Genomic DNA, 14,901 nt, shown 5'->3' on the forward strand with positions numbered 1-14,901 from the left:
GGAAACCGTCCATGACAACAAGGGATAGCCTCCATGCAGGAACAGTTCTTCAGCGTCACTCATGCCACGCCGGTCAATGTGATCCCCATGCCGGCCGACTTCCATCTCCCCTCGCTGGCGGAGCTGGATGCTGAGTTACCGGAGCCCTTTCGGATTTCGTCATCCATTACATCCATCGATCTGGTGACCACTCGCCTGCTGCGCAATCAAAACGAGTCGATGCACGATCTGATCGAAATCGTCAACCAGCAGTCCCGCAAGATCGACCTGATCATGGGATATGTGTTGTCAGTACAGGACCACCCGGAACAACGTTTCTACACCCTGCGCTTTAGCGCGGGTCAGCTCACTTACCTGCATCCCGCTCATGGCCATGGCGATGTTCCCCGGTTGCAGCAGATCGTGCGGCTCAAAATTTTCTTGCACGATGAAGCGGCTGCCATCTACTGCTATGGCCAGGTAAAACAGCTCGACCGCAGCGAGAATGGCACCCATGTGCTGCTCGATTATGTGCGGATCCGCGAAGATGACCGTGAACTGCTGGTGCGTGCCAGCCTGCATGTGCAGTCCAAGCAACTCAAGCTGCGCGCCCAAGAGCGTCAGCGCTGACCACAGCGAATGCCAACGATAGATCACGTCAACGTTAAAAGAATCGAACAATGCCCATAACGCTCCCCGCCTTACCCGCCAAAGCGGGCCAGAAGTTAACCCTCGGCCAGCTGGTCGGCAGCAGCCTCTCGCTGATTGCAGCCCGTCTCACCAGTGAAGCCAAGGGCCCGGTACTGCTTATCACCGCAGATACCCCGAGTGCCCTGCGCCTTGAGCAGGAGCTGCAGTATCTGCTGGCTGAGCAGGACTGTCCGGTGCTGCTGTTTCCCGACTGGGAAACCCTGCCCTACGACACCTTCTCCCCCCATCAGGACATCATCTCCCAGCGGCTCGAGACCCTCTACAAGCTGCCACAGATGAGTAAAGGGGTACTGATCGTCCCCATCTCTACCCTGATGTTGCGCTGCGCCCCCCGGGTCTATCTCGACAAATACAGCCTGGTGGTAAAGGCCGGGCAGCGCCTCAACCTGCAACAACTGCGGGGGCGTCTGGCCGAAGCGGGCTATGTGGCGGTGGATCAGGTGCTGGAGCATGGCGAATTTGCCGCCCGTGGCTCCCTGCTCGATCTCTTCCCCATGGGCAGCAACAGCCCCTATCGCATCGACTTCTTCGATGACGAAGTGGACTCCATTCGCCCGTTCGATCCCGAGACCCAGCGCTCCAGTGAACCGGTCAAGACCGTCAGCCTGCTGCCTGCCCGGGAGTTCCCCACCGACGAGGCGGCCATCGAGCTGTTTCGCGGGCAGTTTCGCGAGCAGTTCGAACTGTCGCGGGCCGAGGGTTCCGTCTATCAGGAGGTGAGCAAAGGGCGCTGGCCCGCTGGCATCGAGTATTATCTGCCGCTCTTTTTCAACCAGACCGCCAGCCTGTTTGACTATCTGCCACAAAACACCCTGCTGCTCACCGTGGGGGATATCTACCCCGCCGCCCAGCGCTTCTGGAATGACATCGACCAGCGCTATGAAGACCGCCGCTGGGACAACACCCGCCCCCTGCTGCCACCGACACAGCTCTATCTGCCGGTAGAGCAGCTGTTTGCCGCCCTCGGTCAATATGGCGCCGTACGGTTGCAAGAGGCCCCTACCGCTGGCGATGCAGGCCAGCACGATCTGCCCATCTCGGCGCTACCCGAGCTGCAACTTGATCACAGCAAGGAGCAACCCCTGCTGGCGCTGAACCAGTTCCTGCAAGGCTTTGCCGGTCGCACCCTGTTTGCGGTGGAGTCCGAAGGGCGGCGGGAAGTGCTCGGCGATCTGCTGGCGCGTATCTCGCTGCAACCCAAAGAGTTCGCCTCGTTAAGGGATTTCATGGCGAGCAAGGCCCGCCACGGTCTGCTGGTGGCGCCGCTGGAGCGCGGCTTCCTGTGGCAGGAGGCCGGTCAGGATCCATTGGCGCTGATCACCGAGACCGAACTGCTGGGCGGCAAGGTGCGCAGCAAGCGGGCGCGGGAGAAGAGCAAGAACCTGAGCTCTGATGCGGTGATCCGCAACCTCGGCGAGCTGACTCAAGGCCAGCCGGTGGTGCATCTGGATCACGGGGTCGGCCGCTATCTGGGGCTCGAAACCATCGACGCCGGTGGCCTGCCCACCGAGTTCCTCACCCTCGAATATGCCGGTGGCGACAAGCTGTTCGTGCCGGTCACCAGTTTGCACCTCATCAGCCGCTACACCGGCTCTGATAACCCGCCCAGCCACAAACTTGGCGGCGAAGCCTGGGTCAAGGCGCGGCGCAAGGCGGCCGAGAAGGTGCGCGACGTGGCGGCCGAGTTGCTGGATGTCTATGCCATACGCGCCGCTCGCGCCGGTTTTGCCTTCAAACACGACAAAGAGGCCTATCGCCAGTTTGCCGCCAGCTTCCCGTTCGAGGAGACCGACGATCAGCTCAACGCCATCAATTCGGTGCTGGGGGACATGTGTCAAGCCAAGAGCATGGATCGACTGGTGTGCGGCGATGTGGGCTTTGGCAAGACCGAAGTGGCGATGCGTGCCGCCTTCGTGGCCGTCCATGGCGGCAAGCAGGTCGCCGTACTGGTGCCCACCACCCTGCTGGCGCAACAGCACTACGACAACTTCCGCGATCGCTTTGCCAACTGGCCAGTGCGGGTCGAGGTGTTGAGCCGCTTCCGCTCCGCCAAGGAGCAGACCAGCGTCTTGAAAGAGCTGGCAGAAGGCAAGGTGGATATCATCATCGGTACCCACAAGCTGCTCGGCGCCGAGCTCACCTTCAAGGATCTGGGCTTGCTGGTGGTCGATGAGGAGCACAGATTCGGGGTGCGCCAAAAGGAGAAGATCAAGGCGCTGCGTGCCGATGTGGATATCCTCACCCTCACCGCCACCCCCATCCCGCGCACCCTCAATATGGCGATGGCGGGGATGCGGGATCTCTCCATCATCGCCACCCCGCCCGCCAAACGGCTTGCCATCAAGACCTTCGTGCGCCAGCACGAACCGGCGGTGGTGCGCGAAGCGGTGCTGCGGGAACTCAAGCGCGGCGGTCAGGTTTACTACCTGCACAACGATGTGGAGAGCATCGAAAAATGCGCCGCCGATCTGGCGGAGCTGGTACCCGAGGCACGCATCGGGATCGCCCACGGTCAGATGCGCGAACGCGACCTTGAGCGGATCATGTCCGACTTCTACCACCAGCGTTTCAATCTGCTGGTCTGCACCACCATCATCGAAACCGGTATCGATGTGCCGAGCGCCAACACCATCATCATGGATCGGGCGGATCACTTGGGATTGGCCCAGTTGCACCAGTTGCGGGGCCGGGTTGGCCGCTCTCACCATCAGGCCTATGCCTACCTGCTCACGCCACACCCCAAGCTGATGAGCAAGGATGCGGTCAAGCGGCTGGAGGCGATCGCCGCCCTTGAGGATCTCGGCGCCGGTTTTGCGCTGGCGACCCACGATCTGGAGATCCGTGGCGCGGGCGAGCTGCTCGGTGACGATCAGAGCGGCCAGATCGAATCGGTTGGCTTCACCCTCTATATGGAGATGCTGGAGCAGGCGGTCGAGGCGCTGAAAAATGGCAAGGAGCCGTCACTGGAACAACTGATGAGCCAGCACACCGAGGTGGAGCTGCGCCTGCCTGCACTGTTGCCGGATGACTATATTCCGGACGTCAATATGCGGCTCTCCATGTACAAGCGGATCGCCAGCGCGGCGGACGAGCAGGAGCTGCGCGAACTGAAAGTGGAGCTGATAGACCGTTTTGGCCTGCTGCCGGAGGCGTCCAAAACCCTGCTGGAGCTGGCGGCCTTCCGCCAGCGTGCCACAGCGCTGGGCATTCGCCGGGTAGAGATGAGCGAGCGCGGCGGCTATCTGGACTTCACACAAGAAACCAAGGTCAATCCGGCCTATCTGGTCAAGCTGCTCTCCAGCCAGCCACGGGTCTACAAGATGGACGGGCCGACCCGGCTGCGTTTTCAAATGCCCACCCAGGAGCGCGCCATGCGCCTCAAGCTGGTGGATGGCTTGCTGGCAGATCTTGCCAACAACAGCCTGTGAGGGCGAGCCTTGCTGGCAGATAGCCCAGCAAATGAAGCCAACGAAAACGGGAGCCAAATTGGTTCCCGTTTTTTTATTTGCTATGTGTCAACAGGGAACTATCAGCCTTGGTTGGCCGGATCCTCGTGAGCAGAGAACTCCCGCATAAAGGCCTCGGCCCGCTCCACCATCTTGGTGGAACCGACGAAGTAAGGGGTGCGCTGGTGTAGCGCGGTGGGCTGGATATCCATGATCCGGCCAAAGCCATCTGAGGCTTTGCCGCCCGCCTGCTCCACCAGAAACGCCATCGGATTGCACTCATAAAGCAGGCGCAGCTTGCCGTTCGGCGAGTTGGTGCCGGACGGATAGATGTAGATGCCGCCCTTAAGCAGGTTGCGATGGAAATCAGAGACCAGGGATCCGATATAGCGGGAGGTGTAAGGGCGATTGGTCGCCTCGTCGCGCTCCTGACAATATTTCAGGTACTTCTTCACCCCGTCCGGGAACTTGATGTAGTTGCCCTCATTGAGCGAGTAAATCTTGCCCTCTTCCGGAATGCGGATGTTCTCGTGAGAGAGGCAGAAGCAGCCGATGGAAGGATCATAAGTAAAGCCGTTGACACCAAAGCCGGTGGTGTAGACCAGCATGGTGGAGGAGCCATAGACCACGTAACCGGCGGCGACCTGACGGTTACCCGGTTGCAGGAAGTCTTCCAGGGTCACTGCGCCACCTTGCGGGCTCAAACGGCGGTAGATGGAGAAGATGGTACCGACCGAGACGTTGACATCGATGTTGGAGGAGCCGTCGAGCGGGTCGATCAGCACCACGTATTTGGAATTTTTGGAGAGTGGCGAGTCAAAGGCCACGAAGTCCTCTTCCTCCTCCGAGGCCATGCCACACACCTCACCACGGGCCTCAAGTGCGGCCTTGAAGCGCTCGTTGGCATAGACATCCAGCTTCTGCTGCACCTCTCCCTGCACGTTTTCAGCGCCCATTGAGCCGATGATATCCGCCAGCCCCGCCTTGTTGATCTCCCGGTTCACCACCTTGGCGGCGAGGCGGATCGAACTCAGCAGCGAGGTCAGCTCGCCAGTCGCGGTAGGGTAGTCCGCCTGCTTTTTGACGATGAACTCACCCATGGTGATCATGTTTCGCATTGTTATTCCTTTAGGTCGCATCAGTTGGCTTTGAAAACGTTTGCAGGGGTCGGCAAAAAAAACACCGATCACCGACGGCCTTGATTTGTAACCTAATGTAACGCCTGCCTTTGCTTTTTGCAGCGAATTAAGCGGTCTAATAAATCGACGATTTCGTCCCTTTTTCGCTCAATTATCCCCTTTAAAAGGTTTCATACGATAACTTCAAGCCGCTTAATTCGTGCAAATAAGCGGCTGTATCCCGCGTGATGACTGGCATTCTGCCGCTGGGTAATGCCCCTGCTGACACTTGTTTCCCACTTCTCCCCCACTTGAGATCCGATTGCCAATCCAGCACACTAATTTCGCTTTGGAAGCAAATAAAACTCAAGGATTATCAATGAACAAGACTCTCATTGCCGGCATGGTAGCCGGACTTTTCGCCCTTCCCGCCGGGGCAGCAGAAGTGCCAGCCGGCACCAAGCTGTTACCCGATGCCCAGCAAACCTATGTCACCAATATCGGCAGCGAGCCGACTACTATCGACCCCCAACTGGTGGAAGAGAGTGCAGGCAGCGCCATCGTCAACGATCTGTTTGAAGGGCTCTATACCCTCGACGCCAACGGCAAGACCCTGCCCGCTGGCGCACTCAGTTACGAGCTGGATAGCACAGGCACCGTCTATACCTTCAAACTGAGGCCGGAAGCCAAGTGGTCTAACGGTGAACCGGTCACCGCCGCCGATTACGTCTACGGCTGGCAACGGGCCGCCAACCCCAAAACCGCTTCCAACTATGCCTGGTTTATCGAATTGATGGGCATCACCAATGCCAGCGAGGTGATCCAGGGCAAGAAGAGCCCGGATACGCTGGGCGTCAAGGCACTGGATGAGCACACCCTGCAGGTGACCCTGAAAAATCCGGTCCCCTTCTTCCTGAAGACGCTGGCTCACTACACCACGTTCCCAGCCCCCAAAGTGGCCATCGAAAAATTTGGCAAGGATTGGGTCAAACCGGGCAATATTGTCTCCAACGGCGCCTTTGTACTCGAGGAGTGGACCCCCAACGAGCGACTGAGCGCCGAGCGCAATACCCACTACTGGGACAACCAGCACACCGTCCTGAACAAGGTGGTCTATCTGGAGATCGTCTCCGAAACCGCCGCCTACAACCGCTATCGCACCGGTGAGCTGCACTACACCACCTATCCGCTGGAGCAGTACAAGCACATCAAGAGCCAAAGCCCGCAAGATCTGGTCAGCGCCCCCATGCTCGCCACCTATTACTACGTATTCAATGTGAACCGCAAACCGTTCGATGATCCGAAAGTGCGCAAGGCCCTCTCGCTGGCCCTCGACCGTGAGACCATCACCGACAAGATCCTGGGGCAAGGGCAGCTGCCCGCTTTCAGCCTGACCCCACCGAGCGTCGATGGCTTTGATCTGAAAAAACCGGCCAGCCAGCAGCAGAGCAAAGAGGCGCGGATCAAGCAGGCCAAAGCATTGCTGGCCGAAGCGGGTTATGGCCCGGACAAACCGCTCACCGTGGATATCCTCTATAACACCAACGAGAGCCACAAGAAGATCGCGCTGGCCGTCTCCTCCATGTGGAAACACAACCTGGGGGTCACCGCCACCCTCAACAACATGGAGTGGAAGACCATGGTCTCCACCCTCAACGAGGGGGACTTCGGGGTGAGCCGCTACTCCTGGAACGGGGATTACAACGATGCCTCCACCTTCCTCGATATCCTGACCTCTAGCAGCAGTGCCAACAGCGGCAAGTGGTTCAACAAGGAGTACGACGCCCTGCTGGCCAAAGCCCATGACGCGCAGGATGCTGCCGAACGCAATCAGCTCTACCAGCAGGCGGAAGCATTGATCGAGGCAGAAGCCCCTATCGCGCCGCTCTACTTCTACGTCAAATCGCGACTGCTCAAGCCGTTCGTCAAGGGTTACCCCTATCAGAACCCGCAAGACATCGTCTATAGCCGGGACCTCTATCTGGTCGCCCAGTAACCGGTCGCGCACAGCCTGACCATAAAAAAGCGCCTGCATTGCTGCAGGCGCTTTTTCGTGCTTGGCCAGCACATCACGCTGCCAAATTACCCGTCCGGGCACGATTACTCCTCAGGACAGGGCGCCATGGCCAGTCGGCGGCGCCTCAGCACCACAGGTCGCACCAGCAGCTGCGCCAGCAAGACACCGAGCAGGGTCAGACCGCCCCCGATCAGGTGATAGCTGGTCAGCCGCTCCCCCAGCAGGGTGATGGCAAGGCCAGCCGTCAGTACCGGCAACAGGTTCATAAAAATGGCGGTGCGGTTGGCACCGAGCAGGGTGATCCCCTGCATCCAGAGCCAGGGGCAGAGTGCCGATGCGGGGATCCCCGCATAAAAGATCAGCCAGAGCGCCCGCCCCTCGGGCAACTGACCATCCACCAGCAGGAAGAAGGGGGTCAGGATCACCACACTGCAGAGCACCTGACCGTAGAGCAGCGACCAGTTATCCAGCCCCAGATCCCACTTCTTGAGCAGCACGCTATAGAGGGCATAGGTGCCCGCCGAGAGCAGCATGTAGACCGAGCCAATATGAATACCCTGGGTAAACAGCCGGGTCGGATCCCCCTGCCCCAGCAAGATAGACAAGCCAAGGATGGAGAGTAGCGCCCCCAGCACGGCGCCCCAGGTGGGCCGCTCGCGCAGTAGCCAGATGCTGAACAACACGGTCAACAGCGGTGTCAGCCCCATCATCAGCCCCATCTCGGTGGCCCCCAGGGTTTGCGCCGCGTAGTAACCAAAGGTCTGGTTGAGCACCATACCCAGCAGCGCCAGCATGGCGATCTGCCAAAGACCTGCCCGCAAGCGAGCACGGGCACGCCATACCCGACGGGCCAGAAACGGGCTCAACACCAAGGCAGCCACTACCCAGCGGGACCACGCCATCGCGGCGGGCGACAACACACCAACCGCCAGTTTGCTGACGATGCCATTGCCCGCCCAGATGGCAATGCAGGAGAAGGGAAACAAGAAGGCAAGGGGCATGCACACATCCAGGGTCACGGAGCAGACAACAGCGAGCGAGTATAAGGGGCGAGAAGCCAGAAACAAATATGCCCGCACAATCGCGGGCATATATTAACGGTCATCAACAGGCTGGTATATCTGTGCAGAAACACGTTCAGAAGAACGTCACGCCGCATCCATATGAAGTCTGGAGATCATCTGGTTGACCTCCGTAACCGTTTGGCGGTGAGGGATGTCGGCAGCGCTCGGCATCAACAACAAACCAAATTGAAAATCAAACCGACCTCGACCATGGATGTAAATCCGACCTTTGAAGAAGGTTTTGACGTGCTTTGCCACCATCAGTGGCAGATACTTCTTGAACACTCTCATCGTTTGCAACCTCTTGCAGTTGTATCCGTATGACAGCAGCTTCTGCGAAATAATTCCGTTAACTAACGATAAAAAACCGGAAAAATCGCCCATCTCTTCCCAAAAAATTCAATTTATAACTTTTTATTAACTTTTAGCCTATTGTATGCGGCCCTTCCAGCCAGAGCAAGGCACCTTTGCCATTGTGCCACTCGATACAGGCGATCCCTGAGGTAGCGAACATCGGTGCGCCTGCTGCCGGACAGAGGCTTTGCACCAGATAACCCACCAGCGGCAGATGGCTGACCATCAGGATCTGGTCGTGTTGTTCAGCCAGGGCGGTGAGGTAGCTGGCCACGAAAGCGGTATCACCGTAAGGGGTAATGTCACCACTCTCTTCAACGGCTGCTGCGTCAGGTAACTCACTGCATATGGCTTGCCAGGTTTGGCGGGCCCGCAGATAGTTGCTGTGGATCACCCGATCCAGCGGGCCGCTCAGCTGAGGCGCCAACCAGCGGGCCATGCCGATAGACTCTTCAATACCCTGCTCGGTCAAAGGACGCTGTTCATCTGTTTTCGCATTCATGCCAGCCTGGCCATGACGCATGATATAGATCTTCATTACAACCTCGCCCAACGGGCCTGTTTTGATAGCTGGCGGATCTTACCCCGCCACGGGTATGTAAACAATTGCGCTACCTCTCAGAAAAGGGTTTGCCTGACGGGATCGCGCGGTCGATAATCATGTTTAAATTCAAATAAATCCAACGTGAGTCACACGCCAATGAGCCCATATGCCAGTCCTAACGACCATCGGCAATACCATTTTCTGGCGCTGGCCAACCAGCTCAGGGTCTTGTTGATTTGTGATCCCGATACCGACAAATCCGCCGCCTCGCTGGCGGTCAATACCGGCCATTTTGACGATCCTGCCGACCGCCAGGGCATGGCCCATTTTCTTGAGCACATGCTGTTTCTCGGCACCGGTACTTACCCCAAGCCCGGTGAATACCAGCAATTTATGAGCCGCCATGGCGGCAGCAATAACGCTTGGACCGGCACCGAGTTCACCAACTTCTTCTTCGAGATCGACAACGGCTTCTTCGAAGCGGGGCTGGATCGCTTCTCCCAGTTCTTTATCTGCCCCACCTTCACAGCAGAATGGGTGGATAAAGAGCGCAACGCAGTCGACTCCGAGTACCGCCTCAAGCTGCAAGATGATGTGCGCCGCAGCTATCAGGTGCATAAAGAGACGGTCAATCCGGCGCACCCCTTCGCCAAATTCTCGGTGGGCAACCTCGATACCCTGGCCGATCTGCCGGGGCGGGATCTGCGCTCCGACCTTATCCGTTTTTACGAAAGCCACTACAGCGCGGATCGCATGGCGCTGGTAATGATTTCGCCAGCATCGATCGATACCCAGCTGCAGTGGTGCTGTCGCTATTTTGCTCCCATTTTGAATCGCAATTTGGGAACGCCGACCCTCACCATGCCGCTCTACCGGCTCGATGATCTCGGCGTGCGCATCCACATCAATCCGGTCAAGGAGACCCGCAAGCTGTCGCTCAGCTTCCCCCTGCCCAATGTGGATGAGTTTTACGACAAAAAGCCCCTCACCTTCCTGAGCCATCTGATTGGCTACGAGGGGGATGGCAGCCTGCTCTCCCTGCTCAAGGCGAAAGGCTGGGTCAACCAGCTCTCGGCGGGTGGTGGCATCAGCGGCGCCAACTTCAAGGATTTTGGCGTCAACTTCGGCCTGACCCCTCTGGGCCTTGAGCATGTGGACGACATCCTCGCCGCCCTGTTTGGCTATCTGAAACTGATTGGCCGCGAAGGGCTGCAGAGCTGGCGCTATGACGAAAAACGCACCGTGCTCGAATCGGCATTCCGCTTTCAGGAGCGCGGCCGCCCCCTCGATACGGTGTCGGGGCTGGTGCTCAACCTCTTTAGCTACCAGGCCGAAGATCTGCTCTACGGCGACTACATGATGCGGGAATATGACGAGGGGCTGATCCGCCGCTTCCTCGCCAAGCTCACCCCGCACAACCTGCGCATCACCATTACCGCGCCGGAAGTGGCGACCGATCGGCTGGCTCGCTGGTATCAGACCCCCTACAGCGTGGCGACCATCACCGAGGCCGAGAAGATCCGCTGGCAGCAGAGCGAGCCGGACAAGGCGCTGGCCCTGCCGCTGCCCAACCCCTTTATCAGCAACCGGCTCGATCCGCGCACGCCACAGCTTGCCGCCGACATGCCCGCCTGTCTTATCGATCGGCCCGGTTTTCGCCTCTGGCACCTCCATGAGCACCTGTTCAGCGTGCCCAAGGGCAATCTCTACATCTCCATCGACAGCGAACATGCGGTAAAAAATCCGCGCAATATCGCCATGGCGCGCCTCGCGGTGGAGCTGTTGGCCGACCACCTCAACGCCCTCACCTATCCGGCAGAGCTGGCGGGGCTGGGCTACCAGATCTATGCCCATCAGGGGGGCTTTACCATTAACCTGAGCGGTTTTGCCGACAAGCAGCCGCTGTTGCTCGACATGATCCTCGGCAACCGCACGCTGGGGTATCCGGATCCGGGCCGCTTCGCCGAGATCAAGGAGCAGCTCATTCGCAACTGGGAAAACCAGTCCAAGGCGCGCCCCATCTCCCAGCTGTTCAACCAGCTCACCAGCCTGTTGCAGCCGAACAACCCGCCGTTCGAGCAGTTGCTGCGCCACCTGCGCACCGTCGAGCTGGAAGAGATGCCCGCCTTCGTGGCCCAGCTGTTTGGCGAGGTGCATGTGGAGGCGCTGGTGCACGGCGACTGGACGGCCGCCGAGGCGCTGGAGCTGGCAGCCCTGATGGAGCGCCACCTGAGCGATATCAATGGCACCAGCAGCAAGCCGAGCGGCGAGACCCGCCGCCCGCTCATCTCCATTCAAGACAGGGGCACCCTTATTCGCGAGCAGGGTTGCGATCACGAAGATTCGGCGCTCTTGGTCTACTACCAGTCCCGCACCACCCGACCGCGGGATCTCGCCTGCTTTACCCTGGCGAACCACATCATGTCCTCCACCTTCTTCCACGAGCTGCGCACCCGCCAGCAACTGGGTTATGTGGTGGGCGCCGGCAACCTGCCCCTCAATCGCCATCCGGGCCTGATCTTCTATATCCAGTCGCCGGTGGCGGGGCCGCAGATCCTGCTGGATGCGGTGGAGGAGTTTATCGACCTCTTCCCGCTGGCCATGCTCGAATTCACCGAGCAGCAGTGGCAGGAGAGTAAAGCAGGGCTGCAAGCCCAGCTGAGCGAGCGGGATGCCAACCTGCGCAGTCGCGGCCAGCGGCTGTGGGTCAGCATCGGCAACAAGGATCTGGGATTCGATCAGCGGGAACGGGTATGCGAAGAGGTGGGTAACTTAAGCCGCGCCGATCTGGTGCGCTTTATCACCCAGCTGCGCTCGCGCACCTCCGATCGGCTGATCCTCTGCAGCTATGGTCAGGGGCACGAACATGACGAGCGGATCACCGGTCAGTTTATCGATGATCCCAAGGCATTTCGGCTCAATGCCGCCACCTTCGAGGCCTGATCGGGCCTCGATATCCCCCGTTTTTCCCTTCCTACGGTAAATCGCAGGCAATAAAAAGCCGACCCATCAGGGTCGGCTGGAAAAACCATAACAATTGCGACCAAAGCCGCCAAAAGTGAACATGAGCGTGAAAATCAGACACTGAGTTGCTGATCAGCAAGCGGGCTAAACCCTGAACTTGCGTTGCAATGCCAACAGTGATTGAGAAACAGCCTCATAGTAGGCACTCCCACCGCCAATCACGTTGATCTATGTCAAAGGAGGTAGCGAAGAACACGCAGCCCGACGATTTGTCGGCGCAGATCACCCTTTGCCCGCCCGTTAGCCACGGCGTACCAGCCGGTACGCCACCTCATCGAAGTAAGAGAGCTGACCCGCCAGCACTTTGGGATTATCTACCTCGGCGGCGCGCCCCAGCACCTCGATGCGAAAATCGCGCTCGAACAGCGCCCGCACCTCCATCTCCCCCACCGAGAAGGGGGGCTGAGTCTGCTGCTCCGGCTGATACTCGAGGGTCACCAGCAGGATCTGGCCACCGGTCTCCACCAGCGAGCTGATAAGAGCAGCATACTGGCGGCGCATCGCCGTCGGCAGGGCGATCAGCGCCGCACGGTCATAGACCAGCCGGTAACGGCGGCCCAACTCGGGGGCGGCAAAAAAATCCCCCTGGAAAATGCGCAGGCTGTCCACTTGATGGCACTGATAAGGGCCCACTTCGCTCACGGTAGCGGCAAGCTGGTTTTCACTGAAGAACTGGCTGACGGCAAGGCTGGATAACTCGAAACCGTCGATCGGATGACCCTGACCACTGAGCCAGAGCATGTCGCGGGACTTGCCGCACAGGGGAACCAGCACCGGCTCGTCCGCTTGCTGGGCCGACCACCAGGATTGCAGCCAGTGGTTGAAGTCCGCCTGATGAAAGCCAATCCGGTTCTCTTCCCAACGTTGATGCCAAAACGCAGCTTCCATCGTTATTACCCTTCTGTACTAAAGATGCCTCAATATCACAACTTAACCGGCACCGCGCAACCCTCTGCCCTGCCCTTTTTGCCGTGCAGCCCCAGTGTTTTTGCGGATGAATGACAGGAGTTCCCCTTGCCCTGCACCTCGCTGTCGCAATGGGCTCTGTTGGGTGCGTTTATGACGGGCAGAGGCACACCAACCCATGCAAACACGTCATGAGTTGGTGGCGATGAATGAATGAGAGGCATGGTGTTGGCAGGTCAAACAGCGCCTGCCAACGCCAAAAAAGTCACGACAGCGTGGCGCGAACGGCCGCCAGCTGACGGTCGATATAAGCAAAATCGGGGCGATCGGCGGGAACTTCCGAGAGACAGGCCGCTTTGAGCTGATGCAGCCCATCGAGCGGTGAGCACTGAGCGTCGCAATGCGCCAACAGCTCCTCCAGCAGGCAACCAAAGGCGCGCACTTCCAGTCGCTCAAGGCCCAGCGCCCGCTCGCGGTTGCTGCGGTCATAGCTGTTGCGTTCATACAAAGAGGCCGCGCCGAAATCCCCCAGCAAAGCGCGAGCCGGGGCATCAGACCTGCGGGAAAACAGGATATTGTGGCCGTAGAGATCCCCGTGCATGATGCCCGCGCGGTGCAGATGGCCCGCCACCGAGGCGATACCGTGGGCCATCGCCAGCGCATCCGGCACACTCAGGCGCAGCCCCTCGGGATAGATATCCCGGGTGCAGGAGTCCAGGCTCGGCGGCCCGGCCAGATTGGCAAAGGCCGGGTCGATCAGCTCCATCACCAGCACCGGAATGCCGGAGGGGTGATCCGCCACCTTGCCCATCACCTTGATAAGGTTGGGGTGGCTGCCCGCCGCCAGCGATGCTGCCATCTCGCAGCGGGGCAGCCCATCGCTGGTCACCGCCCCCTTGAACAGCTTGACCGCCACCTGACTGGCATCGGCTCTGTCGCTCGCCTGACTCACGGTATCGGCACTGGCATTGGCATCAGCCACGTCACCAATCATGTCGCCAACAAGGGTGGCGCGATGGATAACGCCGGATGCCCCCTGCCCCAGCAGCTCGCCCAGCGCCAGTGTGTCCCAGGCAAGGGGCGCGACATGGGCATCATCGATGGCCCGCGCCTCCTCCCCTTCGCTAAAAGGGTTGCCGGAATAGGCGAGCCAGGCGAGGCGCGGCAGCGACAGTAGCCAGTCGGGGAAGCGTTCGATGCGGTTGGCGGCGATGCGCAGCAGCTCCAGATTGCGGCAGTTGGCAAGGCTCGCGGGCAACTCGCGCAGGCGGTTGCCCGCCAGCATCAGCTTTTGCAGGGCGTCGCACTGGCCCAACTCATCGGGCAGTTGTTCCACCGCGTTGTCAGTCAGGATCAACCAGCGCAACCCCGCAGGCAGCGATTTGGCCGAGACGGTAGCAATCTGGTTGGCCTTGAAACCCACCATGGTCAGTGCCGGGCAGCGCCCCAACACCTCGGGCAGCTCGGTAAAACGGTTCTCGGAGCAGAAGATGATGCGCAATTTGCTGAACCCGGCCAGCTCGTCAGGGAGCGCGCTCAGCTGATTGCCGGTGAGATCCAGCACCTCCAGCGTCTCTTTCAAGCTCAGGATCTCGGGGGGGAAAACCTCGAGGTTTTCCGAGAGCTTCAGATGGCGGGCACCGCACAGTTCACCCGCGCGCAGCTGTTCCAGAGTATGCATAACCGTTTCTCAATCCTGATGATCTGCCTGATGGCGTAGCCAGCCATCAGCGCGCGC

The 14,901-nt window shown here is 59.5% G+C and carries 10 protein-coding genes; 4 read left to right on the forward strand and 6 right to left on the reverse strand.

The window, feature by feature from the left end:
* Positions 1-33: 33 nt before the first annotated feature.
* Positions 34-609, forward strand: a complete 576-nt coding sequence (locus BN4575_RS08540; protein WP_042020891.1) for a hypothetical protein — start codon at positions 34-36, stop codon at positions 607-609.
* A gap of 50 nt (positions 610-659) precedes the next feature.
* Positions 660-4,118, forward strand: a complete 3,459-nt coding sequence (mfd, locus tag BN4575_RS08545; protein ID WP_068977874.1) for a transcription-repair coupling factor — start codon at positions 660-662, stop codon at positions 4,116-4,118.
* Between the two features lie 101 nt (positions 4,119-4,219).
* Here the strand turns inward: mfd and fbp are convergent, their stop codons facing one another.
* A complete protein-coding gene (gene fbp / locus BN4575_RS08550; protein ID WP_042020895.1) occupies positions 4,220-5,254 on the reverse strand; it encodes a class 1 fructose-bisphosphatase in 1,035 nt (344 codons plus the stop codon).
* A 379-nt stretch (positions 5,255-5,633) separates the two neighbouring features.
* Between fbp and BN4575_RS08555 the strand changes: the two genes are divergently transcribed.
* Positions 5,634-7,250: a peptide ABC transporter substrate-binding protein gene (locus BN4575_RS08555; RefSeq protein ID WP_068977875.1), complete on the forward strand. Its 1,617-nt coding sequence runs from the start codon at positions 5,634-5,636 to the stop codon at positions 7,248-7,250.
* Between the two features lie 104 nt (positions 7,251-7,354).
* Here BN4575_RS08555 and BN4575_RS08560 read toward each other — a convergent pair whose 3' ends face one another.
* From BN4575_RS08560 to sixA, 3 genes are all read right to left on the reverse strand, one after another.
* The gene (locus BN4575_RS08560) at positions 7,355-8,272 is read right to left on the reverse strand and encodes a DMT family transporter (protein WP_068977876.1); all 918 of its coding nucleotides are present in this window, start codon (positions 8,270-8,272) and stop codon (positions 7,355-7,357) included.
* A gap of 147 nt (positions 8,273-8,419) precedes the next feature.
* Positions 8,420-8,626 (reverse strand): DUF1107 domain-containing protein, encoded by a 207-nt coding sequence (locus tag BN4575_RS08565; RefSeq protein WP_042019251.1) that lies wholly within the window; start codon positions 8,624-8,626, stop codon positions 8,420-8,422.
* A 133-nt stretch (positions 8,627-8,759) separates the two neighbouring features.
* Positions 8,760-9,227 (reverse strand): phosphohistidine phosphatase SixA, encoded by a 468-nt coding sequence (sixA, locus tag BN4575_RS08570; protein ID WP_042019250.1) that lies wholly within the window; start codon positions 9,225-9,227, stop codon positions 8,760-8,762.
* A gap of 162 nt (positions 9,228-9,389) precedes the next feature.
* Here sixA and BN4575_RS08575 point away from each other — a divergent pair, with 162 nt between their 5' ends.
* Positions 9,390-12,176, forward strand: a complete 2,787-nt coding sequence (locus BN4575_RS08575; RefSeq protein WP_042019249.1) for an insulinase family protein — start codon at positions 9,390-9,392, stop codon at positions 12,174-12,176.
* Positions 12,177-12,497: 321 nt separating this feature from the next.
* Here the strand turns inward: BN4575_RS08575 and BN4575_RS08580 are convergent, their stop codons facing one another.
* Both BN4575_RS08580 and BN4575_RS08585 read right to left on the reverse strand, forming a co-directional pair.
* Positions 12,498-13,145: a thiopurine S-methyltransferase gene (locus tag BN4575_RS08580; protein ID WP_068977877.1), complete on the reverse strand. Its 648-nt coding sequence runs from the start codon at positions 13,143-13,145 to the stop codon at positions 12,498-12,500.
* A 283-nt stretch (positions 13,146-13,428) separates the two neighbouring features.
* Positions 13,429-14,844 carry a leucine-rich repeat-containing protein kinase family protein gene (locus tag BN4575_RS08585; RefSeq protein ID WP_068977878.1) on the reverse strand — a complete coding sequence of 472 codons (1,416 nt, stop codon included), beginning with the start codon at positions 14,842-14,844 and terminating at the stop codon, positions 13,429-13,431.
* Positions 14,845-14,901: the final 57 nt, after the last annotated feature.

Origin of the sequence: Aeromonas sp. EERV15, from assembly GCF_900079845.1 — a bacterium.
Taxonomy (GTDB): Bacteria; Pseudomonadota; Gammaproteobacteria; order Enterobacterales; family Aeromonadaceae; genus Aeromonas; species Aeromonas sobria.